The 25,505-nt window shown below is 58.6% G+C and carries 24 protein-coding genes and 4 pseudogenes; 13 read left to right on the forward strand and 15 right to left on the reverse strand.

Translation table 11 applies throughout. The features are described from left to right. Positions 1 to 249 (forward strand): annotated as a pseudogene (locus CO670_RS32630) (transposase); the annotation flags it as partial. Here the strand turns inward: CO670_RS32630 and CO670_RS22265 are convergent. The 4 genes and pseudogenes from CO670_RS22265 to CO670_RS22295 form a co-directional block, all read right to left on the reverse strand. Then, a complete protein-coding gene (locus CO670_RS22265) occupies positions 231 to 728 on the reverse strand; it encodes a helix-turn-helix domain-containing protein (protein WP_010005427.1) in 498 nt (165 codons plus the stop codon). The pseudogene CO670_RS32630 and the gene CO670_RS22265 overlap by 19 nt on opposite strands. A gap of 98 nt (positions 729 to 826) precedes the next feature. Beyond that, positions 827 to 1,318 (reverse strand): ATP-binding protein, encoded by a 492-nt coding sequence (locus tag CO670_RS22270; protein WP_225882825.1) that lies wholly within the window; start codon positions 1,316 to 1,318, stop codon positions 827 to 829. Between the two features lie 86 nt (positions 1,319 to 1,404). After that, a pseudogene (locus tag CO670_RS33420) lies at positions 1,405 to 1,626 on the reverse strand (DUF5372 family protein); the annotation flags it as partial. Positions 1,627 to 2,511: 885 nt separating this feature from the next. Continuing rightward, positions 2,512 to 2,688, reverse strand: coding sequence for a DUF3606 domain-containing protein (locus tag CO670_RS22295; RefSeq protein WP_004668584.1), 177 nt, complete (start codon positions 2,686 to 2,688; stop codon positions 2,512 to 2,514). A gap of 472 nt (positions 2,689 to 3,160) precedes the next feature. On the opposite strand from CO670_RS22295, the gene CO670_RS22300 reads away from it, so the two are divergent. Both CO670_RS22300 and CO670_RS22305 read left to right on the forward strand, forming a co-directional pair. Beyond that, complete coding sequence (locus tag CO670_RS22300) at positions 3,161 to 3,355, forward strand: hypothetical protein (RefSeq protein ID WP_010068053.1); 195 nt, start codon at positions 3,161 to 3,163, stop codon at positions 3,353 to 3,355. Between the two features lie 58 nt (positions 3,356 to 3,413). Then, positions 3,414 to 3,524 (forward strand): annotated as a pseudogene (locus tag CO670_RS22305) (IS630 family transposase); the annotation flags it as partial. Between the two features lie 209 nt (positions 3,525 to 3,733). Here the strand turns inward: CO670_RS22305 and CO670_RS33425 are convergent. Beyond that, positions 3,734 to 3,911, reverse strand: a pseudogene (locus CO670_RS33425) (IS630 family transposase); the annotation flags it as partial. Positions 3,912 to 4,084: 173 nt separating this feature from the next. After that, positions 4,085 to 4,996: a LysR family transcriptional regulator gene (locus tag CO670_RS22310; RefSeq protein ID WP_042120104.1), complete on the reverse strand. Its 912-nt coding sequence runs from the start codon at positions 4,994 to 4,996 to the stop codon at positions 4,085 to 4,087. Between the two features lie 242 nt (positions 4,997 to 5,238). Here CO670_RS22310 and CO670_RS22315 point away from each other — a divergent pair, with 242 nt between their 5' ends. The 4 genes from CO670_RS22315 (at position 5,239) to CO670_RS22330 (ending at position 8,875) form a co-directional block, all read left to right on the forward strand. Beyond that, positions 5,239 to 5,904: an ABC transporter permease subunit gene (locus CO670_RS22315; protein WP_016737469.1), complete on the forward strand. Its 666-nt coding sequence runs from the start codon at positions 5,239 to 5,241 to the stop codon at positions 5,902 to 5,904. 4 nt (positions 5,905 to 5,908) lie between these two features. Beyond that, positions 5,909 to 6,658 carry an ABC transporter permease gene (locus CO670_RS22320; protein ID WP_016737468.1) on the forward strand — a complete coding sequence of 250 codons (750 nt, stop codon included), beginning with the start codon at positions 5,909 to 5,911 and terminating at the stop codon, positions 6,656 to 6,658. Positions 6,659 to 6,715: 57 nt separating this feature from the next. After that, positions 6,716 to 7,558, forward strand: coding sequence for a transporter substrate-binding domain-containing protein (locus CO670_RS22325; protein WP_011053397.1), 843 nt, complete (start codon positions 6,716 to 6,718; stop codon positions 7,556 to 7,558). 81 nt (positions 7,559 to 7,639) lie between these two features. Continuing rightward, on the forward strand, positions 7,640 to 8,875 hold the full coding sequence (locus CO670_RS22330; protein ID WP_004668595.1) for a CapA family protein: 1,236 nt from the start codon (positions 7,640 to 7,642) through the stop codon (positions 8,873 to 8,875). A 71-nt stretch (positions 8,876 to 8,946) separates the two neighbouring features. Here CO670_RS22330 and CO670_RS22335 read toward each other — a convergent pair whose 3' ends face one another. The 4 genes from CO670_RS22335 to CO670_RS22350 form a co-directional block, all read right to left on the reverse strand. Continuing rightward, on the reverse strand, positions 8,947 to 9,432 hold the full coding sequence (locus CO670_RS22335) for a helix-turn-helix transcriptional regulator (protein WP_018247165.1): 486 nt from the start codon (positions 9,430 to 9,432) through the stop codon (positions 8,947 to 8,949). A gap of 379 nt (positions 9,433 to 9,811) precedes the next feature. Further along, entirely contained in the window at positions 9,812 to 11,218 is a 1,407-nt protein-coding gene (locus CO670_RS22340) for a hypothetical protein (protein ID WP_016737467.1), read from the reverse strand. 2 nt (positions 11,219 to 11,220) lie between these two features. Further along, on the reverse strand, positions 11,221 to 12,477 hold the full coding sequence (locus tag CO670_RS22345) for an MFS transporter (protein WP_097592254.1): 1,257 nt from the start codon (positions 12,475 to 12,477) through the stop codon (positions 11,221 to 11,223). A 71-nt stretch (positions 12,478 to 12,548) separates the two neighbouring features. Then, a complete protein-coding gene (locus CO670_RS22350) occupies positions 12,549 to 13,400 on the reverse strand; it encodes an AraC family transcriptional regulator (RefSeq protein WP_210293994.1) in 852 nt (283 codons plus the stop codon). A gap of 289 nt (positions 13,401 to 13,689) precedes the next feature. On the opposite strand from CO670_RS22350, the gene CO670_RS22360 reads away from it, so the two are divergent. Together CO670_RS22360 and CO670_RS22365 are read left to right on the forward strand one after the other, a co-directional pair. Next, complete coding sequence (locus tag CO670_RS22360) at positions 13,690 to 14,703, forward strand: class I SAM-dependent methyltransferase (RefSeq protein ID WP_097592256.1); 1,014 nt, start codon at positions 13,690 to 13,692, stop codon at positions 14,701 to 14,703. A gap of 163 nt (positions 14,704 to 14,866) precedes the next feature. After that, complete coding sequence (locus CO670_RS22365; RefSeq protein WP_097592257.1) at positions 14,867 to 15,337, forward strand: hypothetical protein; 471 nt, start codon at positions 14,867 to 14,869, stop codon at positions 15,335 to 15,337. Between the two features lie 105 nt (positions 15,338 to 15,442). Here CO670_RS22365 and traA read toward each other — a convergent pair whose 3' ends face one another. Further along, on the reverse strand, positions 15,443 to 20,140 hold the full coding sequence (gene traA, locus CO670_RS22370) for a Ti-type conjugative transfer relaxase TraA (protein ID WP_097592258.1): 4,698 nt from the start codon (positions 20,138 to 20,140) through the stop codon (positions 15,443 to 15,445). A 177-nt stretch (positions 20,141 to 20,317) separates the two neighbouring features. Between traA and CO670_RS22375 the strand changes: the two genes are divergently transcribed. From CO670_RS22375 to traG, 3 genes are read left to right on the forward strand one after another with little or no spacing between them, the layout of a single operon-like run. Continuing rightward, a complete protein-coding gene (locus CO670_RS22375; protein WP_097592259.1) occupies positions 20,318 to 20,605 on the forward strand; it encodes a TraC family protein in 288 nt (95 codons plus the stop codon). After that, positions 20,595 to 20,834, forward strand: coding sequence for a conjugal transfer protein TraD (locus CO670_RS22380; protein WP_011053389.1), 240 nt, complete (start codon positions 20,595 to 20,597; stop codon positions 20,832 to 20,834). The genes CO670_RS22375 and CO670_RS22380 overlap by 11 nt, the downstream gene beginning before the upstream one ends. After that, positions 20,825 to 22,744 carry a Ti-type conjugative transfer system protein TraG gene (gene traG / locus CO670_RS22385; RefSeq protein ID WP_046977192.1) on the forward strand — a complete coding sequence of 640 codons (1,920 nt, stop codon included), beginning with the start codon at positions 20,825 to 20,827 and terminating at the stop codon, positions 22,742 to 22,744. Before CO670_RS22380 ends, traG begins: the two co-directional genes overlap by 10 nt. A gap of 8 nt (positions 22,745 to 22,752) precedes the next feature. Here the strand turns inward: traG and CO670_RS22390 are convergent, their stop codons facing one another. Both CO670_RS22390 and CO670_RS22395 read right to left on the reverse strand, forming a co-directional pair. Then, a complete protein-coding gene (locus tag CO670_RS22390) occupies positions 22,753 to 23,022 on the reverse strand; it encodes a type II toxin-antitoxin system prevent-host-death family antitoxin (RefSeq protein WP_008536018.1) in 270 nt (89 codons plus the stop codon). 154 nt (positions 23,023 to 23,176) lie between these two features. Further along, positions 23,177 to 23,659 (reverse strand): hypothetical protein, encoded by a 483-nt coding sequence (locus CO670_RS22395; protein WP_004676098.1) that lies wholly within the window; start codon positions 23,657 to 23,659, stop codon positions 23,177 to 23,179. A gap of 502 nt (positions 23,660 to 24,161) precedes the next feature. Between CO670_RS22395 and CO670_RS22405 the strand changes: the two genes are divergently transcribed. After that, positions 24,162 to 24,467 carry a WGR domain-containing protein gene (locus CO670_RS22405; RefSeq protein ID WP_004676097.1) on the forward strand — a complete coding sequence of 102 codons (306 nt, stop codon included), beginning with the start codon at positions 24,162 to 24,164 and terminating at the stop codon, positions 24,465 to 24,467. Positions 24,468 to 24,547: 80 nt separating this feature from the next. On the opposite strand, the gene CO670_RS33060 is transcribed toward CO670_RS22405, so the two are convergent. Together CO670_RS33060 and CO670_RS22410 are read right to left on the reverse strand one after the other, a co-directional pair. After that, positions 24,548 to 24,715 carry a hypothetical protein gene (locus CO670_RS33060; protein ID WP_004676096.1) on the reverse strand — a complete coding sequence of 56 codons (168 nt, stop codon included), beginning with the start codon at positions 24,713 to 24,715 and terminating at the stop codon, positions 24,548 to 24,550. A gap of 345 nt (positions 24,716 to 25,060) precedes the next feature. Next, entirely contained in the window at positions 25,061 to 25,384 is a 324-nt protein-coding gene (locus CO670_RS22410) for a DUF736 family protein (RefSeq protein ID WP_004676095.1), read from the reverse strand. Positions 25,385 to 25,505 lie beyond the last annotated feature (121 nt).

Here is a 25,505-nt window from a genome sequence, read left to right on the forward strand (position 1 = left end):
AAGGATCATGTGCCTGTTCGTGGCTAAGGGGCGTTACCCGGAAAATCAAAACTCGCGGAGCTCTCCGCTATTCCATATCGCGCCGCGATATCTTCGAGCGCTTCCTGAAAGACGGCCGCGTCGAAGTGGACTCCACATGTTGAGCGGGCAATCAAGCCCCAGGCGTTAAGAAAAAATAGCCTGTTTGCTGAAGGTGACGAGGGCGCGACATACTCCTCATCTGATGATGTCTATAAAAGAGGATTTTGAACCGGATCCTGAGATATCGGACGCCGGGATCGCCTGGCATCGGCTTCGCGGCGCACGGTTTCGTGTTGAAGGTCGGAAAGCTGGATGATCCACGGCGCTCCGGTGCATAACTGGCGAGCGGGAAGGACACCGCTGCTGACCATCCGGTAGGCGGTAGCTCGACTCACCTTTAGAATGTCGGCGGCCTCGTCGAGGGTTCTCTCACCGCGTTCGGCCCGTTCACCTTCTCGATAGACGGAGATGCCGTGGATGTTGCGAAGACTGCAGACGTGGCTTCGCGTCCAGCTGGCGCCATGCCCTGTCCGCTTGCCGGATCGATTCAAGATCGCTGCGATCGACAAATCGGGCAACTGCCTCGCCAAGTTGCGAACGAGATCGACAACATCAGCCTTAACTGCCCAGCGGGTCTGGCCGATCTTGTTTTTCTTCACCGTCATCCGGGTGTGATCGCCACCCTGCCAATGAATGACGAGCGCCAATGTGTCGTCAACGGTATCGACAATGATTTCTTTGATCAGCAGCCGAATGATCTTTTGGCGTGTCTCGATAGACGCGTCGGGACCTGTGCCATGCCTTACTATAGATCGCTACCGAGCATCATCAATCTTGTACGGTCGTCGGCCGATAAAGCAGGCGTGTTACGGTCGGTCGAGAGCATCTCGAACTGGACCTCGAGATCACGCAATAGGATCAGCTTCTCATTCCAGCGCCGCTCCAGTTCGCCGGCGACCAACCGATTGCCCGGATCGACAGCATCATACTGGCGGCGCGCCCTGGCAGCCTCGTATTGTGCTTGCTTGATTAAGTTCTCGAGTTGCTGTTGATTGTCGCTATGACGCTGCGTGTGCGCCTCCATTGCCCGCAAGGCCGCCTCGATTCCCGGAGGTTGCAATCGCTCGAGCACCTCCTGCGCCACGGCCCGATCGACCCGCATGCCGCCGAACCCGATACAGTTGCCGACCGCCATGGCGCCGAACGTGCCGCGACAAACATATCGCTGCGCCGCCTTTCCCGGAGTATTGAATGTGCAATCGGCGACCGCAGCGACCGCAACGGAATAGTCAGGCAACAAAGCTTGGCGCGCAGTTCAACGAGTTTGGTTGCCGAAAGGCCCGGCGCAGCTACGATCTCGATCGAACTTGCCGCAGGATCAAACATCCATGCCGGAATTTGAAATGAACCACCGTGTGCCAGAATGAGCAGATAGTGAACGCCTTCGTGCTCATGGCTGCCGGTTACCAAGACGGTTTGGTCAACCAGTGGATGGAAGGGATAGGTGACCCTTGCTTCAAACGTCGGAAATCCGGCATTATGAACCCGGCTCGGAAGGCGGCGGCAGGACTTGGGCGACGATCGCGACGCTGCTTCAAACTGCATTTTGCCGCGCGCGGCAAAAGCACGTTTATACTGACCAGCAAACTATGCCGATTAACCGACTTTGCCAACGTTTCCGGCACCATAGCAGCCGCCTAGTCGGCATAGCTTAGGGTCTCTCCGTCGCGAAGGAGAGGACACATGAACGCAACTCAGGATCGCATCGCCCTATGCAGGAAGCTAGTCTACAGTCCACATCGGGACGACGATGCACGTGGCACTCGCTAAGCCTGTTTCGGGATCTGATCGACTGGCATGTCGGCAATGGAATACTCCGCAGGATTTAAGCGAGGTTCACGTCGACCGCTTCCCTGAGCATCGTTTCAAACACTGGAGACCCGACTCGGGCGATTGATCGGCGCTCCGCCGCTCGCCTTTGGCGTTACGGGAGAATGGCTTAATACCGACCGCGCTTCCTATTCAGCGCAGTGAGCACGAGAAGATCGACGATGCTGGCCGGTCCCAAAAACGGGATGGCAGCTTCTAGAAGTCGATTGAACGGACCGGTCGGGACCGGCGTCCGCACGCGGTGCCCCACGGTCTGTCGGCCTCTGAATTCTGTTCTGCAGGTAAAGTCAGCCGACGCCGTCGCGTATCGCGACTTTGGAGCTCGTTGGGTTCGCTCGCCAGCCCCTTCCTCATGCGATGCGGCTCCGCCCCTTTGCAAGAAACGCTCCGGCGTCCCAATACTTTTGGCTTTGCTCGACGGCGCTGTATCCCGCAGCTTCGATAGCCTTGCTCCGAAACGCTTCCTGCGGGGTCGTCAACTCCTGCAGTCAGGCGCCTTCCGCCGCTGCGTTATGATCCGTCGGAGCCAGACTTTCAGCGGCTGTTTCCGCCGCTGACTTTATGGCTGCGGACCCTCACGGTTGAACTCTCCAACCCGGATTAGTGCCGGTCGAGTTCGGCTTCGACCTTCTTGCGACTGTTGCCTACGTTCTTCACGGTCTTCTTCACCGCTTCCTTGGAAATGCCTTCCTTCCGGGCTTCGTACTTCACCTCGTGATCCTGACCACCTGCGACGCGAGCACGATCCTGGCTGCGGGCTTTGGATGTGGTTGCCACTGAGATCCTCCTAATGTCGGTCCTTACGAACGGGCGCCGATTCAATAAGTTCCGGCCTCCGTTATGGTGAGGCGCGCTTCGGCGATGTCGCGGACGCGCTGCACATGGCCTCGGGCGAGATGGTTCACTTCGACGATGAGATCGCGCAAGGCATATCTGCGACCGCAGTTAATCAGTAGCGGACAATTCTTCCCAGGCAGTTGGTACGGCTCGTCGTGTGCCTATGAGCAAACCCATGGATTGATTGTCATAGAAAGCAGGACTAGAACAACAGCGCTAATGCAGGAGCGCTCGGCATCCGAACGCAGAACAAGATCGCGGCGGAAGCCACGCAAGAGCGTCGTCTGCGAAGAGAAACCAAGCGGCTCGGCAGGTTGCGGCTAACCTCTGACCGAGTCGGCACCACGAAGGAGCCAACCCATCGGGGACAGATCCCCCTCAGCCGCTACATCAACGTGATTTGGAGTTTGGAATGGATCAATTTGCTACCGCCGACAACACCTCCGCAGCCGCTCGTCGCCGCGAAGCCAGGATTGCGAAGGGCTACAGCCTTGAGGACCTGGCCATCGCCACCGGACTTACGGTCGAGGAAATCGCAGCGGCCGAGGAACCCCTTCAGATCGTGCCTCAGCACCACCTCGAGCGCATTGAGCATGTGATCTCATAGCTTCCGTCGCCACCGGCACGCGGTCCCGGTTTAGGGGCCGCAGTCAACCACGGAGGGCGCGGAACGAAAGATCGATGCTCTATGGGACGTCCTAGGCGCATTGATGCTCCGCTTCACGCCGACAGAATGCGCAAACTACTTCAGGGCTGCTGGATATGAGCCGGATTGAACAGGATTTGCTCTAGTCGATATTGCGTCCAATTGAAGTGTCATCCGCCATTTTAAGATAACTGCAGAATCACTTAAAGAGAACATGGCACCAATGATCGCACAAACAACCGGTCCGCTTCTGCCAACCGACGCAGTTCCGATTGTCGCGATGTTCTTCTACGATATGGCGCAACTATCTGCTCGGTGGCTTAGGTAAGCCACCGCCGTTCGCGGCTTGTGGCTACTCATCCTGCCGGGCTGCGCTGTCCGTCGCGTCACGCGCCGCACCCAATCGATCGCGATGCTGATGCCAATGCGGAAGCGCTTGGACGCCGCCCGGCACCACACCCCTCCTGTATCACCGCTTCTACAACTTCTCGCGGTTATTCGAAACAGGTCTCGCCATCCAGCTCAGCCTCCTGACCGGCCAGAAGGATGAATCTGATTTGCGTCATAGGGAATCCTTCTCACGGGTCTACCTAAAATCATCCCGCTCTAAGCTTACGCGCACAACTCGCGGTTCAGCATGAACTCGCAACATCTGTTTTACGGTGCGAGGGTCATACCTCGATGCGATCGTCAAGCAGCCCGATCTGTCAAAGCCGCGACTATCTCTTCCAATGCAAATCTTAGGCTATCACTCAGCTTTCGATCTTTTTGCCAAACGACGACGTAGTGATATGTTGCCCCTGGCTGAAATTCGCGGAATGCAACGTCGAATTCAGCATATTCGCTCGCAATGATCTCGTTCGTAATCGAAACGCCGATCCCTGCCATGACATAGCCAATGTCATGGCCATTGGCGTCATATTCCACGGCGATGTCAGGAGCGGTTCCCATATATCGAAGGGCATTGACGCTCATTTGGTGAGAGGCAATTTGCGGGTCGATATCGATGATCGCCTCACTAGCAAGATCTTCGGCAGTGACAAGCTGCTGTGCCGCAAATCGATGGTTGGCCGGAAAAAGACATACGTTGGTGGCCGAGCCGACGGGCACCCAATCAAGAATGCGCTCATCAAGAGGCAATCGGGAGATGCCAAGATCCGAGCGGCCGTTTAACACATGATCTGCAATCTGCTCATAAGTTCCTGATTTCACCTGAACGGCGTAAGAGCGGCTTCTCTCCCGAATCCTTTTGACCACTTTCGGCAAGGTCGCGAAGGAGAAAGCGCTTGGCGCCGCGATGCCGATCATTCGCGTATCGTTGTTCCGCAGGAAGTCGATTGACGGTCCGATCCGATCAAGTCCGGCAAACGCCGCGTCGATTGTGCGTAGAAATTCCCATGCCTTGACGGTTGGCACCAGTCTGTTGTTTTCCCGGCGGAAGAGCGCGAAGCCGACAGTCTCCTCTAGCTGCTTGATGTTTTGGCTGACCGCCGGCTGGGTTATTCGCAACATCTGCGCTGCGAGCCTTTCCGAGCCGGCGCGCATAACCTCCCGCAATATTTGAAGGTGGCGGATCTTCACTCCGGAGTCGGTGACGTCCATGGCCGGGAATCTCAATCGTGGTCGAGCGACGCGCCTCATAAGCTGCGCTTATCAAAACTTCCTGAATCTTATAAATTGACGGCGGCAAGTCAAAGTATATTTTTGACATACGCCAAACTTAGAGCGCCGGTTAAGCTAATGAATCCAATCTACCCTCGGTTAAATCTCGGCAAGCCCTTTGTATATGTCGGGAGAATACCTTTCCTATTTCGGTGCGCTCGCAAGAATATTGGAGACTTGCATTGTACGCATTTGTAGATCAATTTTTATCTGGATTGAAGAACACACTTTTAGTGTTTGCCTTGAGCTGCGCTTTCGGGACCCTATTAGGTTTGCTTATTGCCGTTCTCCGCAACTCGACCCGTAAGTCGGTTTCATCGTGCATGCGGGCCTACACGGGCATCATCCGGGGTGTTCCGGAACTTCTGATCATCCTCCTGACGTATTTCGGCGGAACCGCCCTTTTGAGCGCGATTGCCGGTGGCTACATCGAGATTAATGCATTTGCGGCCGGTGTCGCGGCACTGACCGTCGTGTTCAGCGGGTACGCCGCGGAAATATTCCGTGGTGCGATCAACGCGGTTGCACCAGGCCAACGAGAGGCTGCAGCGGCGCTCGGGCTTTCGAACGCGCAGATTTGGTTTCTGATCATCATTCCCCAGATGATCCCGATCGCTCTGCCGGCATTCTGTAACCTTTGCATCTCCTTGATAAAGGATACATCGCTGATTTCCGTCGTCGGGCTGACGGATGTCATGCGCGTCGCCTATATAGGCGCAGGCTCACTGCGCGCTCCACTCCCCTTCTATCTCGCAGCGTCTGCAATCTACCTCGCCCTCACAAGCCTGTCCCTTCTTTCGTTCCGGTTATTGGAGCGCCGCTATTCGCTCCCGGCGATGAAAGGTTGAGGCAATGAGCATGACCATCGCGCTTGAAGCGTTTCTCACCCTTCCCCGCGGCCTTCTTCTCACTCTGGTTCTGACATTCGCATCGCTTGCCGCAGGCTTCGCCGTCTCGGTCCCGCTCGCCTTCCTACGGGCATCATCAAATCCGTGGGCTTCCGCGCCCGTGCTGGCATATACCTATGCGTTCCGCGGCACGCCACTTCTGGTTCAGCTTTTCCTGATTTACTACGGGATTGGCCAGCTTCCCCTCGTCCGCCAAAGCTTTCTATGGGCCGTGATGCGAGAGCCGTTCTGGTGCGCCTTCATTGCTTTCACCCTGAACAGCGCCGCCCATACGACAGAAGTTCTGCGCGGCGGGATCCAGGCGGTCCCGCGTGGGCAGATTGAAGCGGCCAAAGCCTTGGGCCTTTCCCGTTTCCACACTGCCCGTCTTATCGTGTTCCCTTTGACCCTCAGGATCGCTCTTCCCGCCTATGCAAATGAGGTGGTTGGAATGCTGAAGGCAAGCTCCCTTGCAAGCACCATCACGCTGCTTGAGGTGACCGGGCTCGCCCGACAGCTGGTGTCGGAGACATTCGCCCCATACGAGGTCTTCATTGCCGCGGGGGCTTTCTATCTGCTGCTTACCCTCTTGATCACGCAAGGTTTCCAGATGCTGGAGACGCGTTGGACGCCGACGGCAAACCGTCCACCGCCGGCGCAACCTGTACCTCGAAGAGCGAACGGAAAGCCGCCTCTCGCCTCGGCTGAAACTTGACGCCAGCCCACATCCCGGACGCCAACAATCAAACTCAGCAATGAAAGGAACATCGTCGTGAAACGAACACTTCTGCTTGCCCTGTCTCTTGTCGTCTGCGCCAACAACGCGGGAGCAATGGACAGGAAGACACTGACAATCGCCTCTGAAGGTGCTTCGCCGCCCTGGAATGCCATCACCCCCCAAGGGGAGCTCGCCGGCTTTGACATCGACGTCGGCCGCGATCTTTGCCGGAGGATGAAGTTCGAGTGCACTTTCGTGCCTCAGGACTGGGACGGAATCATACCGGCGCTCACCGTTGGAAAGTTCGATGCCATCATGTCGGGGATGGCGATAACTGAGAAGCGGAAGAAATCTATCGCTTTTTCCAAGCCCTACGCCGGAGGTTTCAACCAAGTTGTCATACGCAAAGATCTCAATCTTCCGCCCACGGATACGTTGGCCGAGCTCGACCTCACAACTATCGACCCTGAAAAGCAGGCAAAGATCGAGGAGCTTCGAGCCGCTCTCAACGGCAGAACTTTGGGCGTATTGCGATCATCGAATTCGGAAGCGGTGCTCAATGAACTGTTCGGAAAGGTCGCGACGATCAGGAGCTACGATTCCCAGGACAACATGCATCTCGATCTCGTGGCTGAGCGCATCGATGGCGGTCTTGCCGACTATTTCACCTGGAAAGCCTTCCTCGACAGCACGGATGGCGGGATTGCGACGCTCTACGGCCCGCGGCTCTCCGGTGGCCTGTGGGGCCCGGGTGTCGGCGTCGGGCTCCGGCAAGATGACGGCGAACTGGTTGCGGCATTCGATAGCGCCATCGAGGCCGCCACGAGCGACGGAACCCTGAAGCGGCTGAGCGAGCAATGGTTCAAGATCGATGTTTCGCCGCAGACATCGAACTAGACACTGGCTTTCCGACACGCATTTCCCCCGAAGCCATAGTGCGTGAGCAGTCGGCAGTCCCAAAGATCGAAGGTAGACCATATGTCCGCACCCTTTTCCATTGCTGTCACCGGCCAGTCGCTCATCCGTCATGATCTTCGAACGATCGGCGATCCACGGCTCGCTGAGATCGCCGAGATCCTCAAAGCAAGCGATGTTGCCTTCACCAATCTCGAGACGACTATCTATGGTCGTCATGGTGGATGGCCGCTCAAAGGCAGCTATTTCGGCGCTGCAGCGCCGGATGTCTTGGCGGCGTTGAAGGAGCTCGGTTTCAATAGCCTGGCTCTGGCGAACAACCATGCTTTCGATCTTGGACCGCCGGGGATCCTCTCGACGCTGGAGGAGGTTGCGGCACACAATTTCCTGCATGCCGGCATCGGCCACAACAAGCATCATGCTTCCACGGCACAGAAAATGACGTTCGGATCCCGAAATGTCGCGCTGATTGCCATGGATGCCGGGCCAGGCCCGTCTTTCATGTACGCCGAGGACGCAACTGAGGGCAGGATAGCAAGGCCCGGCATCAATAGTCTGAAAGTCTCCAGGGTATTCGACCTGGAAGCGGGAACATTCAACTTGCTTCGCTCCATTCAGGAGCGTCTTCTAAGTTCGCCCTTGGAGCGCGCGAATTATGCCCAGCCAGAGGATCCGCCTGATCTTCATGGCCAAGACGAAATTGATTTCTATGGAACCGTGTTTCGCAGATCAGATGAGACCGCTCGCCGCATCGTCATGGACCGGCACAGCGCCAGGGCTCACCTTTCGGCGATCGCGGAAGAAGCGGGCCGCGACACGCTCGTCATCGTGTATTTGCATCATCACCATTGGGAGCCGAACTGGCAGCAAGTCCCCGTCTGGGTCCGCGAATTTGCGCACGATTGCGTTAACGCGGGCGCAGGCCTCTTTGTCAGCCATGGCGCTCCGGTCCTTCAAGGGGTTGAGATATATCGGAATACGCCAATTTTCTACGGCCTTGGCAACTTCCTCTTCCATACGGAAAAGGACGAACAGGAATGGAGCCCGCCGGAAGTGTGGAGGAGCGTCATCGCGACCTGCAATTTTGGATCTAGCGGACAGCTGGAAAATGTACGCTTGCGTCCGATTGTGATCGGTGGAACCGAGGCATTATCGAATCCTGCACGCGATCGCCTCCCCTTCCCTGTGCTCGCCGATGGCAGAATGGCGGCAGACATCCTTGACGATCTTGCCGACCGCAGTGCCGGTTTTGGCACTGTGCTTGACCGAGAGAAGAACGTTGGCCAGATCGCTTTTTAGAACCTGCAGTATGCGGCGATAACTCTACGAACCGCTGACCAATTTTTGCGGCCGCGCTCTTGTTGGTCTTTTTATGGGGAAACGTCCTTGTGTTCTTCCATCTCTTCATCGACAATCGAGCTGACGAGGGCAACGACCCGGCTGCGCACACGCGGAGAAAGGAGCAAAACGTCGTCTATCAGACGCCGTCCCTCCGCCGTGGATATGTAGGCAATCTTCCCATCGATCTCTGTTATGAATTGCTGGCCCTGAGTGGTTTCGGGATCTGGAAGGCCTTCGAAAAACCTCGAAACCGGGATCTTGAGGCAATTGGCAAGCTCGTAGAGCATCGAAGCGCTGACGCGGTTCTTACCGCTTTCATATTTTTGTACCTGCTGCAAACTGACCCCGATGCCGGCGCCGAGATCCCCTAGGGATACATTCGACTGCATTCGGCGGATACGGATTTGCTGTCCGACATGCCGATCGACTGGATGTACCGACTCGCGTGCAACATCCGACTGTTTGGCTTGCGCAGGTCTCGAAGTCCGAACCTGGGCTGCTACATAGCGCTTCATGGTGGTCACCCCGATGGAGAGTTTCACGCGGTGCGCCCCCGCTGAAAACTCGCTCAACCCACTGATCGGGGAGTTAGAACACCGTGCTAGACGGCCCTGTGGCCTTTAGTTCCGAGGAACCTGGACATACGCCACAGGCTCCTCGACCGAAGGTCAAGGAGTGTGGTGCCGAATCGGCCGACACCAACCGCTAACAGGGGGTTCTAATCCCCAAGGCAGCGCGTACTGCCTCGCTGCGAAACCTAGTTGAAATCCGCCCGCCGCGCAACCGAATTCTTTACAAGATTCAATAGCTTCGCTTTACGCGCGGACACTTGTCTCAAAAGCGAGAGGTCACGCTTCGGGCGGTAAAGTGGTCAGAAAACCAAAGGAGGTGCGATCAGCGGAACGCCCATTGCGAGGAGTGTCTGCCCACCCTCCGGGAGGAGTATGCCACCGCAAGCTCCGCCCATAGGGGGTCCTGGGTGAAGCTGGAAAAGGGCCCGCAAGCGTCGATAATGCTCATCTTGCCGAACTGCTCGAGAAGCGTTGCAATACCCCCGCGGCTAACTGCATTCAGCAGCGAAAACGGCTCGCACGGCGAGGAGATGATGCGATGGCCCCAAACCCCCGGCCGTTCGTCCTTTGACAGTGCGTTGAGAAGCTGTGTGTCACGATGGTTGTTCCTCAACGCCTCGCAGAATGCCCAGCGCATCAACGGATAATAGATCGTATGCCGACTTCCACCCAGGACACGCACGCCAGGCAGGATCGACGTTACGATGAACATCAGCAGAAGGTTCGGAACGATCCGGCCAGTTCTCAGGGCCTCCACAAGACTTGGCGGCGAGAATTCAACACAGACATCATCTGTCTCCTTCGACCGGAGGACCCTGCCATCCAGCCAAAGTGGAAAAAGCCGCCCTTCAATGCAGCCCCAGAAAAAATGCGTCGAGTTTTTCAGCCAGCCTCGCCAAGCCGTGTCAGCGAGTTGATCGATGCAATGGATGAGGCGCATCGCGAATGCTCGGTCCTCGATCAACGAGGCTCGCAGCCAGGACCGGCCATCGGAAAGGTGGTCCGCGACCAGATCGGCAACGTCGCTATCGTCAAGCTGAAGAAAGTCCACCTGGCTGTCAGAATACCGCTTCCAGAGGCAAAGATTTGCCGCTTTGATCGCCTCTGCCGCCGACTGGAATTCGCCAAGAGGCAAAAGGTCTCGCAAGCAGGAAATTGCCTCCGAGTCATGACCGGGCCTGTCGACGTTTTGAAGATGGAATCTGTAGCAGCCGTTTCTGCCAAGAATGCTGTAGGGGATCATTTTGCTGCGCGACAGGCCGAAGACATTGACTGCATCGCCATCGACGTGGAGCCAGGCCGGACCCTTGCGACCGCGTTCCACGAACTTCACTGTCGAGCAAGCGTAGGAGATATAGGATGTCCTGCCATGCGCGCGAAGTCCCATCAGGGAGAACAGATGGGTGTAAAAGGCGTCAGGCTCGATCAACAGGTGGAGGTGGGGGCCACACTGCAGCACCGGAGCGACTTCGATTTCGGTTTGAAAGCGCGTCACGGCCCCTGCTGAATAACCCTGACGTTGCGCGACGGCCGCCACGCGTGACCGCAATAGAGACATTGCCTGGCTTCGCGCGACGCAGCCCGATTGATCCGATCCAACCGAGAAAGCCGCCTTTGCGTAGTCGTTCAGCGATGCCTGCTCAAACTGACGCAACCAAGGGAATAATTCAAAAATGAGGGTCAACACCTCACCTTTTGAAACCAGGTCGCTATTGGGCGACGTCTCCATCCTCAGACGCACCGGCTTTCCACCGGCGCTCCCCGATCCATGTTAAAGTGAAAGAAGAGCGCGACGGTCACCATCAGCGCCCCGAAGAGGCCGAAAATCCCCGAAGGTGGAATTGCGTCTCCGATCGTCCCGATGATGCCATACGCAAGAAGCCCTATCGAAACACAGATCGTGTGGATCTGGCTTCGCGCCCGCCCCAACATGTCAATCGAAACAGTCGATTGAACCCGTACATCGATCAGGATCCGCGTGACATTGTAGCAGAAGCCAAGCAACACCAGTTGAACGAGCGCGGACAAAAAGCTCTGGAAAACAGGAAAGCCCAACAGAACAATGCCAGCAAGCGCCGCCTGGAAGAGGATGCTTTGTCGTCGCGAACGCGCCCTTCTGAGAAGAAGGGTTGAACAGCCCGCAATCGAACCGAGGGCCCAACCTGCCTCGAGATAACCGAACTCTAGCGCCGACCCCTTGAGTTCGCGAGTGACATATGCGGCGCCCAATACACTCACAAGCATGCCCATCGCATAGGTCAACGCATACATGACGGCGATGGTCTTCAGTGGGTGAACGACGAAGGTCGTCGGCAACAGATCCATCCGACGAATGCTCTTTGCCTGCAAATCCGATCGAGAACGAGAAGGCGGCTGTCGGCCGAGCAGTGCCAGCAGCCCCAACAGTGATAGGCCGAAAAAGGCGCCAGGCAAGATCGACGTCAGATTCATCCCGATGGCGGTTAAGCTGTACCCGGTGACGATAGCGGCGATGAGATTGCCCGCCTGCATCGCAATATAAGACGCCGAATTGAATGAAGTGAGGTTCTTAGGACGCACGATGTCTGGAATGATGGCCTGCAGCGCAGTCGAATAGGTTCTGTCGATGAACGCGAAGATGGTCCACGATAGGCAAAGAACACTAAGTGGGTCACCGAACATGAGACCAATACCCGTTGAAAATATGAGGATCAACCTTGATAAATCGCAAGCGATACAGACGAAGCGACGATCAAATCGATCAACTAGAACGCCGCCAACGTTGCTGGTGAGCAACTCGGCGGCACTGCCGAGCGCCAAAAGGATGGCGAGAGCGCTCGCGCTCTTGCTGACATCTGTCGCAACCCATGCCGCCAGCACGAAGTAGACATTCCGGCCAGTGGCCGACGCCAGAACACAGAAGAGATAGATGCCGCGAGAGGCATAACACCCTATGCCGCTGCTTTTTGTTGCGCCCACTTCATCCACACTCCCTACTGGCAGGTTCATGGGGACATGCTATTCTTCTGAAGAGCTGGCGGCTTTCACGAATTTGATATTATCTCTAGTTCAGAACCAGGCTACTCCTTCCAGAGCGCCCGGTACTCGGCAGGGGAAAATCCCGTCTCTCGGCGAAATCTGGTCGAGAGGTGGCTCCCGCTGGAGTAGCCACAGGCGATGGCGATCTCGGTCACGCTGATCGCAGTCGTGCGGAGAAGGTCGGTCACGCGTTCAAGACGGCGTTGGTTATAGAAGCCATAGGGCGTCGAGCCTTGCGACTGCTTGAAAGCGCGGGAAAAATGCTCGTAGGTCAATCCCGCCTCTTCAGCCAGAGCGCGCACGCTTGGAGGTCGATCGATGTGAGCTTCAATCCGCCCTATCACGCGCTTGAGAACGGTAGGCGACAATCCTCCTCGAGACAATCTGCCAGATGTGCCGGAGCGGCGCTGCAGAAGTCCGAAGATAGCCGCGAGATGCCCTTCCACGATCACACTCCCCATGGAATCGTCGTGTGAAAGTTCTCCGGCAATCTGCCGCGCCAAGCATTGGATCGGCAGATCTCTAAATCCAAGCTCCGGACGCAAGGTGCCGACGCGCGGCAGCTTAGTCGTGAGGTTTGAAAAAAAATCCTGCGTCACGGTTATCATAAGATAACAACCCTCAGCATCCCCTTCATCCCAACCGCTCCAGTGGCAACCGGGCGGAATGTAAACAAGCGAGCCGTCTGGACGCGGACTGAACTCGACTCTTCGTCCGTCCAGAAAGTTTTCGCCGGATGCCGCCGTACCCCTTATGTTGAGGAAGATCAGGTGGTCATCCGCGACAACGTCGATAACCTGTCGCCCGAGACTGCGCCGGCGAACGACATCTGCGCGGGCATGGCTCCAATGGCCTTGCTGGTGAAGGATGATCTCCCCTTGTGACTTCTTCATCCTCTCGGGGTGAATTGATGGAATGATCCCCACTCGACAGCTGCTCCCTTGAAAAACCGGTGTGTTAGCGACCCTACCTCACCCCAAGTTGTCAACAAGCCAGGCTTTAACCTCAGGTCGAATTTCATGTCAATTTCATGAAAACCAATCAAAATCGTGGATGCGAAAACATGACGTTCGCGATCATCTTCTGCCGACATCATCGCTGACGGCACAATCTTTTCGGGATGCGCGATTTCCCTCCTGAATCCCAACAACGCGATGGTGCGAGAGAAAGGCAGGCTTTCGCATGCGTGAATTTGCCGACTTCATTGAGGAGTGCGACTGCGCCCCGCGCCTTAACGAGCTTTCTGAGTTTTTTTCGACCACCGCATCCGGTGAGGCCGGAATGCCTATCCGTCCGCCTGAGCTCGATCGCCGCTTGTTCCCAGTGGACATGACGTTCAGGCGCTTTTCAGCCCTTCATCCGCTGCGCCAAGGTCCATTCGATAAGCACTACTTGAGCAGCATACCCTACCGCCTCGAAGAGGAGTGCCGCATAGGCGGCGCGATCCTCAAATACGCGCGGGCCAGAAAGGGTCAACTGCAACTCTACACGCTAGGTACAGCCGAGGGGACGATGGCTCGTGTGATCGGCGAACTTGGCAAGGGCAGGATAGAAACACTGTCATGCAGTCCCAACGTCGAGAACCTTAGAAGCTTCTATGCCTATGGCGTTCCTCCTCATGCCATGTTTTTTCACGGACCATTTCATCATCTGACATCGCAAAGGGTCCAAGAAGACGTGGAGCTCCGAAAGTTTGGCAGCGGTTTCGATATCATCCTCGAGGACAAGACTTTCCAGATGTATTCGCCAAATCGCTTCGATCAGATCCGTTTCGTCTCGCAGCATCTCAAGACCAACGGGCTCTTCATGTTCGTCGAGAAGTTCAGGCATGAAGACGACGAGGAATATCGCCGGCGGGAACGCCAGAAGGACCATAGCTTCAAAGCTCGCTTCTTCAGCGCGTCAGATATTCGCGCGAAGGAAGAGACGGTGCTGACGCGAATGGATCGAAACGAAGTCACCCTTTCGGAGATGAGCGAAACACTACGCCGGTTCTTTGGACACTCATTCGTCACCTGGAACAGCGGCAATTTCTACACGCTTGTCTCCAGCAACAGTCAGCAGAATCTCGACCTGTTCCTATCGAAGCTGTCCCCACCCGCGATTCCGGCAGAATATGTCTATGCGGACCTTCCTTACCGCCTTTACCCGGAATCCGAAGCAAGGCGGCTATCGGGGCGATCCTGGACCCTTTAGCGGCTCCTCATCTTCACCGTCGCGTGAGCGCAACTGCGTCACGTCTTCACGAGCCTCAACTGGAACAACGTTCGCGTCAGCAGAAAGCGCTCCATCACGTTGAGCAGCCCTCAGCGCTTTGCCATCTCGAAAAGCCCTTTTTCTCCAAACAGGCAGGAACAGCATGAAGAAATCGATTGGCGAAGTCCATCACTTCGTTGAGCTGAGCCCGCCGGGCAACGCGCATCTGGTCCTGCCACGAGCGCCATCATTCGCGGATGAGGAAGATGTTCCAAAGTGCGTACACGTCGCCGAAGCGTGTGTCGCTATCTCGCGCACGCAGCACGTTGCCGACAAGATCTGCACGCAAATCGAGGACTTCTACCAATCCCTCGTCTCCGTGGGACCTGACAGGTTTCTAGCTTTCGAAGGTGGAGGCGCGATCATAAGGCCGACAAGTGAAAGCTTGTTCTTCAGGGTCTCAGCGCGAGACCACGTCACCTTCTGTGGCATCCGCGCGCTGCTGGAAGCAGGCTTGTTTCTGGCCACGTCCGTGTCCGAGGGGGCTATAGAGTGGCGTCACGCAGACGACACGCGATCTGGTGAGACCTGCAATCGCCTCCACAACGACCGCTGCGGAAGCGACGAACAATAGCTTCGTCCAACTTCGCCACCCAAAGGAAAATCGATCTCGGGACAATCAGGTCGTAGTGCTTTTCCAATCTACCAACCATTTCGTCACCCCGCTTTTCTTCGAGTCTCAGAGGTTGATGCCGCGAGCGCGGCTAGCAGCCCTTTGGCGCCGCTCCGCTATGATCTGCTCACTGCTCTGCAGACGGACAGTCTGCTGCAGGACCTTCAACCGCTCCTGCATCGCCGCGAAAGCTCGGCGCTGCGGTGGCGGCACGCGGTTGACAAGATCCTTGTCACCTCGGACGAGGGCATTGCGACCAAAGCGCTCGTCGAGCGCCCGGCTGACGGCCGCAAACTCCCGGCCAATGCCCGGATCGAGGAACGCGGCGGAGACGCCGAGCCTTCTGCTGTCCTTCCTCGCCTCGGCCGTCAGGCGCACCAGCGCCTCTTCCGCAGCTTTCGAAAGAGCTGGAATGGCAACCGCCATGCGCCGCCGTTCGTCCGTGATAGCCTGGCGTTCTGAGTTGAGCGCATTGGTGTAGGCCGCACCGAGCGCGCGCAGACGCGCTGCAGCTTCCGGCACGGTCCGCGTCGCCTCTTTCCGCTCTCGGCCAGAGGCCAGCATCCGGTCCATCAGGCGATCCGAACCACGCAAGGCACCATAGGCGGCAGGATTGTTGGTCACCGCGGCTCCAATGCGCTCGGCGGCAAAACCTTTCTGAAGAAGTTCCTCGATCTTGCCGACGACTTCAGCCGGATCGCGCCAGATTGTCGTTGCCGCGTTCGCCAGTGCCACACGCTGCTGACGATAGAGAGGCGAAGCAAGAGCCCGAGATCGCGCCTCGTCGTCAACGGGGATCTTGAACTCGGTGACGGCGGCGAGCATCGGGGGAATGGGAAGGTTCTCCTTCCCCACCCCCTTCTCCGTCTCTGTCCTCAGATCGACACTGGCGCCGGCAACGATCTTTGAGCGATCCCGACGTTCGGCGAGGTGCTGCTCGTCGGCAAAGCGCCGCACGGCTTCGAACAGCCGCATCAGCTTTCCGCGCCGTTCATCCGTGAGATCCTCCGGCACGCGCTCGACTATGTTGCGTTCAGCGATCACATCCGCCTTCGCGCTAAATGCGCTCCAGCCAAAGCGGGCCGTCAAAGCTTCGCTCACCGCCTTGATCTCCTGCACCACCGATCGATCTTTGGCGGTAAGCGCAAAGGCCGTCTTGTAGGCATCGTCCCCGCCCTGGCTGCGCACCGCCTCGATTTCCACAAGACGCGCCATGGCGCGTTCGGAGAGCGTCGGGATCGACAATGACATATGCGCGCGGCGCGTCTGCTCGCGCAGTTCGAACCGTACGGCGTTCCTGCGGAACTCGGTCGCATGGGCACGGGCCATCGGAAGCAGTTCCTTCACGGCCGCGACAGCGAGATTGCGCTCTTCACGCGCCACGCGTCCGTCGACGATCAGCTCGGAGCCACGCAGCCGGCCAAGCCGACCAGGGGCTGCCGCAAGGTCGTCGGCGAGCCTGCTGGGTGCGACTCCGATATCCGACGCCAGTGCATTCAGCAAGACGAGCGCTGCATCCGGATCCCGGTAGATCTTCTCCAGCAGCGGCCGCAGGATCACCTCCCGCTCTGTCCAGGCCGGCGACGCAAGCTGCGCCAACCGCGCATCCTCCTCGACGCTGCTGACAAAGGACGTGGCCGGCGGGATCAGATAGCGTGTTTCAGCAGCACTTGCGCCCGAGACGGAGTGGGATGCAGTTCGCGCGTCACTGGATGTCGCTTCGACCATCGTCTGGCTCCGTTCTTCATTGTAGGCGACCCGCCGTTCCCGCTCGATGGCAAAGCCGAGGGCCACGCTTGCCCTCTCCCAGAGCTTGGCCACCTGCTCCCTCTTCTCGGCAATCCAGGCCCAGCGCCGGGTAAGGCTTTCCTCCATCTCGGCTGCGGCAAGCGAGAGATGATCGAGCCCGCGGCGCCGGGCGAAGTCGTTCGCGTGTGCGCGGTAACTGGCCTCGCTCTCAAAATCGAGCGTCGTCGTCTTGGCACCGGAGCGCGACAAGCGTTCGACGAGCGGATTGAAGAGTTCCGGCCGATGACTTTCCCGCTCGATGCGCTCCTGTCGTGCGCTAGCGGTCTCGACCTGGCTGGCCGTCCAGACGTTGCGATCGACCTCTCTCTCCTCGTAATGCTTGTGACCTGTCTCCTCGTCGACAACGGCAATCTGGACCTTGACCCGCTCGACACCATCCTTTCTGAGCGTCACGGTGTCGCCTTCCTGGATGCCGGCCTCCTCGAGTGCCTTCGGCAGGCTGACGCCCCAGAGCCGATGGGCGGTTCCGTCGTCCGTCCTGACATCGGCATAGGGGCTGTCGTCGGCATCCTCGTCCTCGGGCCGGAATTTGGCTTCGCCGGTTTCGACAAGCTCGCCGGTGACACCGGCGGCATGATCGACACGCGGTTTGCGTCCCCATTCCGGTCTCGGCTCAAAATCCTCTTTCGCCGCATAAAGATCGACGCGGTCGCGATGCCGGGTCATCGACACATAGGTCAGATGCCGGTCCATCATGCCGGTGGCGAGCACGAAGGTGCGGTCGACGGTCGACCCTTGAGATTTGTGGATCGTTGCGGCATAGCCGTGGTCGACATTGTCATAACTGTCCTCGCCGAAGACGACTTTATTGCCATTGTCGAGCAGAACCGACAGCAGCGGATCGCCGCGTTTGTCGCCGGTCGCGGTGACCGTGCCGAGCATGCCGTTCTTGACATATTGCGGCCCGGAGTGCTTGGCCCGCGGCTCGAGGAAGCGGGCGTTCTCCAGGAAGATGATGCGGTCGCCGGCGGCAAATTTTCGCGCCCCGCGCTCGGTCCGGAAGCTGCGGCTTTCGCCGAGGGCATTATCGCCGGCCATCACCTCACGCAGCGCCTCGTTGAGCTTGCGGACATCGTCGTTGGTGTGGGCGAGCACCAGCAGTTCATCACCGCGAAGACGGCCATCCCTGCCCTCAGACGTTGATCGCTCGATTGCCTCTCTGCGCGCAGCAGCCCAGTCGGAGACGATGCGATCGATCGTTTCCTCGCGTGACCCTGCCTCGACCAGATGGCCATGGCGGGCATAGGCGTCTAGGCCCTTCTCGACTTCGCCGCGGGCAAACAGACGCGAGGCATCGCGCGCCCAGGCCTCACGCTGGCGGCGCACGCCGGCAAGCTCAGCAAAGCCGATGCGTTCGGTAATTGCCCGGAAGGCAGCACCGGCCTGGATCGGCTGCAGCTGCATCGCGTCGCCGACCAGCACGACCTTTACCTCAGCCTCCTCGGCAATCTTCAGCACACGGGCCATCTGCTGCGAGGCCACCATGCCGGCCTCGTCGATCACCAGCACATCACCGCGATGGAGCGTATCGCGGCCATTGGCCCAGGCCAGTTCCCAGGAGGCAAGTGTCCGCGACTTGATGCCGGAACTGTCTTGCAGCCCTTCCGCCGCCTTGCCGGCAAGGGCTGCACCGATCACCCGGCGTCCCTCGCCCTCCCAGGCAAGACGTGCGGCAGCAAGCAGCGTCGATTTGCCGGCGCCGGCAAGGCCTACAATAGCGGCAATGCCACCATCACCGGTGACATGACGGACAGCATCGACCTGCTCTGCATCGAGCCGGAACGGAGTTTTGGGATCGCCGCTCTCGATGCTCTCCACGCGTTCGATCGCCACCGTCACATTCCGCTCGGAAACGCCGAAGCCGCGACGCTCCGACAAAACCCGCGCCGACTGCGCCATGTCGTATTCGATGCGCAGCATCTCCCGCGTGGTAAACATCGCGGGCTCCGACACCTTTCCTGTCTCTGCCTCGATCTCCTGCGGCTTCAGTATGACCAATTGGTCCGACGCCATCAGCCTGGCGCGGATGTTGGCAAAATCGGTGGGATCGTCGACATAACGGTGCAGCGCCTTAGCGATTTCCCTCTCGTCGAAGGTAGAGCGTTCATTGCCGAGCTGCTTCAGCAAAAGCTCCGGCTCTGAAAGCAGCCGATCGGCCATCTCCTGGCGGCGGGCGAGATCGGCCGGCGCGAAGTGGAGCTCCCTGCCCTTCCTCGCCAGCGCCGCCTTCTCCGGCCCGAGATGTTTTTGCGCGATGCCGTCGAGGCCCTGTTCGGCATAGGAGCGACCGTCGAGGCGGATGTCATGTCCGGCCAGCGCCAGATGCCGGTTGGCCGTTTCCGCCCAGGCGATCTTCCACGCCTTCATCGTTTCCTTGTCGCCCGCCCAGACTTTGTAGACGATCTTGCCGTTCGGGCGGTCCGGCGTGACGACGCGCAGCGGCTTACCATCCTCACCAAGCACTGGAACCTTCTTTGCCCCGAACCCCTCCTCCGTCAGCGGCCGGAGCGTCGTCATCAGGTGGATGTGCGGGTTGCCGTCCTTGTCGTGATAGACCCAGTCGGCGATCATTCCTTTCGAGGTGAGATTGTCGCGGACGAATTCGCGCACCAGCGTGATATTCTCGGCCCGCGTCAGCTCCTCCGGCAGCGCGATGATCAGTTCGCGGGCGAGCTGCGCATCTGCCCGCGTCTCGAAGGCGTCAACGGCATTCCAAAACACTTCGCTGGCCTTGCTGACGGACTGACCTGATATCGCCGACCGCAGCCAATCCGGGATCTCATCCGGCAGCGCCAGTTCCTCATACATCAGTTCGCCCGCCCCACCGCGATAGCTGAACGACGTTCCCGCCTGCTCGTCCATCATCCGGGCGCGGTGGCGATAGGCGGCAGCCGAGACGATGCTGCGTCCCGATCCCCTACTGATCACCTGCGCTCTGACGAACATGATCGCCACTGGCGTCTCCAGACTGGCCCAAGCACGTCGCGACAGCGACGTATATTGCGCCCTCAAACAGATCGGACCGAAGGGCCGATGCCGCTTTTCTGGTTGCACGGTAGCGCATTTTACTATTTTATTCTAGTTAGTATAATCGCTTCGTTTCGATTACCTGAACCCGAAAAGGAACCAGGGATGGCTGCAAAATCATCGATTTCCGATCTCGACGCCCAGATCGAGAAGCTGCGTGAACGCAAACGCCTGCTGATAGTTAAATCGGCCGAGCGTTTTGCCCGAGCCGCGACCAGAACCGGGCTGGCGGAGATGGAGATTGCCGACGAGGAGGTCGATCGGATCATCGAGGAAATCGCCGCGCGATTTCGAAAGGGGGAAAGGAAAATCGCCGCTGGCCCCGCTCCTCAAGCGCGTCGATCAGGAGATAGCGGCGCTGGAGCGCAGGGGCAGGCTCCAAATGACGGCTGAGCGGAAGCGCGACGCGCGCGAGAAGTTCCTGCTCGGCGGAATCGTCGTCAGAGCAGGGCTGTCGAAAGCCGATCGGGCATTCCTGCTCGGCGGCCTCATAGAACTGGCAAAGCTCGCCCCAGGCTCCATTGAGCATCGGCGGCTGCGCGATATCGGCGAAGAGGCTTTCAAGGCTCCGTCGCTGGCCGACGTTTCATCGCATCTCAAGGAGACGGCGGAATGGGCCTAAGAGGGAAACCGCATCCGAGCCTGCTGCTCGTTTTGGCGCCGATCGCCGTCACCACGATCACAATCTACATTGTTGGCTGGCGGTGGCCAGGGCTCGCCGTCGGCATGTCGGGAAGGATGGAATATTGGTTCCTGCGGGCAGCACCTGTACTGCCTCTAATGTTCGGACCTCTTGCCGGACTTCTGACAGTTTGGGCCCTGCCGCTGCATCGGCGAAGGCCGGTCGCCATGGCAAGTCTTTTGTGTTTTCTCGGCATTGCCGCCTACTATGCGCTACGCGAATTCGGCCGGCTTGCACCGACTGTGCAGGCCCGGGTCGTTCCGTGGGATCGAGCGCTGTCCTATCTTGATATGGTCGCAGTCATTGCTGCCGTCGCCGGCTTCATGGCAGTGGCGGTGTCAGCCCGCATCTCCGTCGTCGTGCCAGATGAAATCAAGCGTGCCCGGCGTGGAATATTTGGAGATGCCGATTGGCTGCCGATGGCGGCAGCAGGAAAGCTGTTCCCGCCGGATGGGGAAATCGTGGTCGGCGAGCGTTATCGGGTCGACAAGGAAATCATCCATGCGCTTCCCTTCGATGTAAACGATCGCAGCACATGGGGACAGGGCGGGAAGGCGCCATTGCTCACCTACAGACAGGACTTCGATTCCACCCATATGCTGTTTTTCGCGGGATCGGGCGGATACAAAACGACCAGCAACGTCGTGCCGACGGCGCTCATATATACCGGACCCATGATCTGCCTCGATCCTTCCACTGAGGTCGCACCCATGGTCGTCGAGCACCGCACCAATGCGCTCGGGCGCGAGGTCATGGTGCTCGATCCGACGAACCCGATCATGGGCTTCAACGTGCTCGACGGGATCGAAGCATCCAAGCAAAAGGAAGAGGACATCGTCGGCATTGCCCATATGCTGCTGTCGGAAAGCCTTCGCTTCGAAAGCTCGACGGGATCCTACTTCCAGAACCAGGCGCACAACCTCCTGACCGGTCTGCTCGCCCATGTGATGCTCTCGCCCGAATATGAGGGCCGGCGAAGCTTGCGCAGTCTCCGCCAGATCGTTTCCGAACCGGAGCCCTCGGTGCTCGCTATGCTGCGCGACATTCAGGAGCATTCCGGTTCGGCCTTCATCCGCGAAACGCTCGGCGTCTTCACCAACATGACCGAGCAGACGTTTTCGGGCGTCTATTCCACAGCATCGAAGGATACCCAGTGGCTGTCGCTCGACAGCTATGCCGCGCTCGTCTGCGGCAATGCCTTCAAATCGAGTGATATCGTTTCGGGCAAGAAGGACGTCTTCCTCAACATCTCCGCATCGATCTTGCGCTCCTATCCGGGCATCGCTCGTGTGATCATCGGCTCGCTCATCAACGCCATGGTGCAGGCCGACGGCGCCTTCCAGCGCCGGGCGCTGTTCATGCTCGATGAGGTCGATCTGCTCGGCTACATGAGGGTGCTCGAGGAGGCGCGCGACCGCGGCCGCAAGTACGGCATCTCGATGATGTTGATGTACCAGTCGGTCGGGCAGTTGGAGCGGCATTTCGGGAAGGATGGCGCGACGTCATGGATCGATGGCTGCGCTTTCGCCTCTTACGCAGCGATCAAGGCGCTCGACACGGCGCGCAACCTCTCTGCGCAATGTGGCGAGATGACGGTGGAGGTGAAGGGCAGTTCCCGCAACATCGGCTGGGACACGAAGAACAATGCATCCAGGAGATCCGAGAACGTCAACTTCCAGCGCCGGCCGCTGATCATGCCGCACGAGATCACCCAGTCGATGAGGAAGGACGAGCAGATCATCATCGTCCAGGGGCATAGTCCGATCCGCTGCGGCCGGGCGATCTACTTCCGGCGAAAGGAGATGGATCAGGCAGCGAAGGTCAATCGTTTCGTCAAACCGGTGCTATGATCGTGGTTTTATGAGCGGCCCACCTCGTCCTCGCCGGCATAGGCGTCGACGGCGTTTTCGAGTTCGGCAAAAAGCTCATCGGGCATCGTTTCGATAGTGCCGACGGTGCGTCGGTCTGCCTGCCTGATCAGTTGCTGATAATCTTCGATATTGAGGAGAACCAGCCGGGGTTTGTTCCGCTGGGTGATCGTCACCGGATGACGCAGCGCCTCGGCGATGATGTCGCCGGATTTACGTGAGAGGTCACTGGTTGAATACGTCCCGCTTGGCTTCGGCATTGGGCTTCCTTGCTATCGCTGGAATTTACAGCATTTACAACATTACTGCGATTGTTGTGAAACTTCGCAGCCGTCCTTCCTCGGCTCACTTGAGGGCCATCGGCAACTGAGAGGCAACCTCGTCTGTCGCCTCTCAGTATGTGAGATGGTGCTGCTACCACCATGACCAAACGACGCGCCCCGCATAGACCGGGATGCGAGTTGCCAACGTGATATCCTTGATGATCGGCGCCAGCGAGCCGAGTTCGTCCGCAATCAGCGCAACGAGCTCAGGATAGTTGATATCGACGCCAGTGTCGTCGGCAGCCCAAGCGCTCATCCAATCGCCGCCGTTGACGCGGAATTCATGCGTGTCGTAATCAATTTCGAGTTCGTCCAGCAGATTGATAGTGAAGCGCCCGAAAATCTCGATCTCGCCCTCCAGCTGATATTCGGCGAATTCATCCTCCCCGATGAGAACACTTCGTTCCAATTCCATGATGACGCTGATCCGATCGATTGCCGCGTCGAGCCCCTCAACCAGGCGATCGTGAAGCTCTCGCGAAAAATCGCTGTCGCAGCCGAAGCGGTTTGCCAGGACGACGAGCCGGAAGCCGGCAAACTTGGTGTAGAGTATGAGGTTCTGATCGGTTGTCATAATGTGATCTCCTTCGTTGATGACGGAGATCGGCCACTCTCTTGCAAAGAGGGGTCAAGGACCGCGGGACGCGGCTCGCAAGCGGGGGAACCGATTTTTCCAGAGCGCAGTGAAACGCAGCAGCGGAAAAATTGGGGGAGACGCGCCGTCCTTGACGCCGGATTTGCTGGAGTAAAATTGGACGTCAGAGAGAGAAGAGACCCGCGGACCCGAAGGGGACGCGACCGTTTCCGGCGTGAGCCGGCAGGAGGTGTCGAGGATAGAACCGCCGCCCTGCGGCTGGGCAATTCGCTCACGTCATTCCGCGAGAGGGGGCGTGACCGGAGGCGGAGACGGTGTTCGGGCTCCGTGAGCGGAGCGAATAGCACCCGGCCGCCGATTGGCCGGCTCGCCCAAATCCATGATCTTCGGCTTCAACGATCATCACAAAAATGAATCGGTGTGGGCCGACCGATTCATAAGTGTCGTTAGACGCAAAAGCTGGAAGAGGCGACTCTCCGTCATGCTCACTCAACCCTATCAGCTCTACATCGAACGCAGGGACGCGACGAAAAACATGGCGCGCTTCTACGCGCTCGCAATCGAACCGACGTTGTTCGGCACACCATGCCTGACGCGGCGATGGGGACGCATCGGAACGATCGGACAAGCCATGGTGCATCACTTCGACAGAGAGGAGGATGCAGTCCGTATGTTCCTCGAACTTCTCCGATCAAAACGGGCGCGCGGCTATAGGCCGAACACAAATGTCGGACGGGAACCCATGGTCCGGGCTGTCCGCGGAAGTCTTCCTGGTCCTTGCCGGTAATTATCGGCGTGAAGCGCAGCTTCGGGTCGACGCGCCGGTCGATCCGGCGTGCCGGCCCAGGCGAGGAGGCAAACGCCGCCTCAGAAGGGTGGCGCGGCGTCGATGGCGCCCTCCTGCTCGGCGATCGCTACCCTCAGTTCGGCCCGAGCGATCTCCAGCTCCGCTTCGATCTGGCGGCGCTCAGCCGGATCGGCGTTTCTGAGCTCGGCCCGCAGTTCCTCAACCTGAATTTCGAGTGCAATCGTCATCGTCGTCGTCTCCTGAAATGTGAAAGATGACGCCCGGGGTCGTGAGGATCGGGCCGGGTCAAGGATCGCGTCAGCGACCGGCGGAGCCGGCGAGCGGAGGAACCGATTTTCTGACGGTGCCCTTCAGGGCGCCGGCTGAAAATAGGAGGGGCCGCGAAGTCCTTGAGGCGGCACGAGCCTCACGGCAGACTTCAAGTATCTGAGCAGACAGGGTCCTTGGTCTCGTGTGGCACGACAGGAGGATTGAAGGCGGGCTCGATGCCCGCTTTCAATCCCGCTATTGCGCGCAAAACCTGAGATACGGCGAAGCCGGCCCCGATTGCTCGGGGCCGCTCGCTTTGTTCTTCAGTTCGGGCTGTTCCAGAGGATCACCTTCTTGCTAGGATCGCCGCCGGGTGCCGGTGCGAGATTGCCGAAGATCACACCGATCTCGGGAGCCTCAAGCTTCACTGAGAGGTATTCCTCGCCGGTCTGCCGCGCGATGCGGTTCCAGGCGGCGCCGATCTCGAAGCCCGTCTTGCGGTGAATGACGCGGTAGTCGGGCGCTTCTTCGCTTGCCTTGCTGGCATTTGGGACGATGGCGATCGGGGCGTTGACCCGGATCGTGGCGAAGACGCCTTCGAGGATGCCGTCGGTCTTCTGCGTGAGCGTTGCGATCGTGGTGGCCATGGTTGTTGTCTCCTTCGGTTGCTCGGGACCATTCCCGATGGCGCACGAAGAGACGGCCGACCTGCTGCGGTCAGCTCGCCTGAAAATTTTGCAAAATTCTATTTTCCACCAGGATAAACGA

The sequence above is a fragment of the Rhizobium sp. J15 genome (assembly GCF_002531825.1).
Classification (GTDB): domain Bacteria; phylum Pseudomonadota; class Alphaproteobacteria; order Rhizobiales; family Rhizobiaceae; genus Rhizobium.

Coding starts and splice junctions, on each gene's coding strand:
- CO670_RS22300 (WP_010068053.1), top strand. CDS start 3,161: ATGGATCAATTTGCTACCGCCGACAACACCTCCGCAGCCGCTCGTCGC.
- CO670_RS22310 (WP_042120104.1), bottom strand. CDS start 4,996: ATGGACGTCACCGACTCCGGAGTGAAGATCCGCCACCTTCAAATATTG.
- CO670_RS22320 (WP_016737468.1), top strand. CDS start 5,909: ATGAGCATGACCATCGCGCTTGAAGCGTTTCTCACCCTTCCCCGCGGC.
- CO670_RS22330 (WP_004668595.1), top strand. CDS start 7,640: ATGTCCGCACCCTTTTCCATTGCTGTCACCGGCCAGTCGCTCATCCGT.
- CO670_RS22335 (WP_018247165.1), bottom strand. CDS start 9,432: ATGAAGCGCTATGTAGCAGCCCAGGTTCGGACTTCGAGACCTGCGCAA.
- CO670_RS22340 (WP_016737467.1), bottom strand. CDS start 11,218: ATGGAGACGTCGCCCAATAGCGACCTGGTTTCAAAAGGTGAGGTGTTG.
- CO670_RS22345 (WP_097592254.1), bottom strand. CDS start 12,477: ATGAACCTGCCAGTAGGGAGTGTGGATGAAGTGGGCGCAACAAAAAGC.
- CO670_RS22350 (WP_210293994.1), bottom strand. CDS start 13,400: ATGAAGAAGTCACAAGGGGAGATCATCCTTCACCAGCAAGGCCATTGG.
- CO670_RS22360 (WP_097592256.1), top strand. CDS start 13,690: ATGCGTGAATTTGCCGACTTCATTGAGGAGTGCGACTGCGCCCCGCGC.
- CO670_RS22365 (WP_097592257.1), top strand. CDS start 14,867: ATGAAGAAATCGATTGGCGAAGTCCATCACTTCGTTGAGCTGAGCCCG.
- CO670_RS22375 (WP_097592259.1), top strand. CDS start 20,318: ATGGCTGCAAAATCATCGATTTCCGATCTCGACGCCCAGATCGAGAAG.
- CO670_RS22380 (WP_011053389.1), top strand. CDS start 20,595: ATGACGGCTGAGCGGAAGCGCGACGCGCGCGAGAAGTTCCTGCTCGGC.
- traG (WP_046977192.1), top strand. CDS start 20,825: ATGGGCCTAAGAGGGAAACCGCATCCGAGCCTGCTGCTCGTTTTGGCG.
- CO670_RS22390 (WP_008536018.1), bottom strand. CDS start 23,022: ATGCCGAAGCCAAGCGGGACGTATTCAACCAGTGACCTCTCACGTAAA.
- CO670_RS22395 (WP_004676098.1), bottom strand. CDS start 23,659: ATGACAACCGATCAGAACCTCATACTCTACACCAAGTTTGCCGGCTTC.
- CO670_RS22405 (WP_004676097.1), top strand. CDS start 24,162: ATGCTCACTCAACCCTATCAGCTCTACATCGAACGCAGGGACGCGACG.
- CO670_RS33060 (WP_004676096.1), bottom strand. CDS start 24,715: ATGACGATTGCACTCGAAATTCAGGTTGAGGAACTGCGGGCCGAGCTC.
- CO670_RS22410 (WP_004676095.1), bottom strand. CDS start 25,384: ATGGCCACCACGATCGCAACGCTCACGCAGAAGACCGACGGCATCCTC.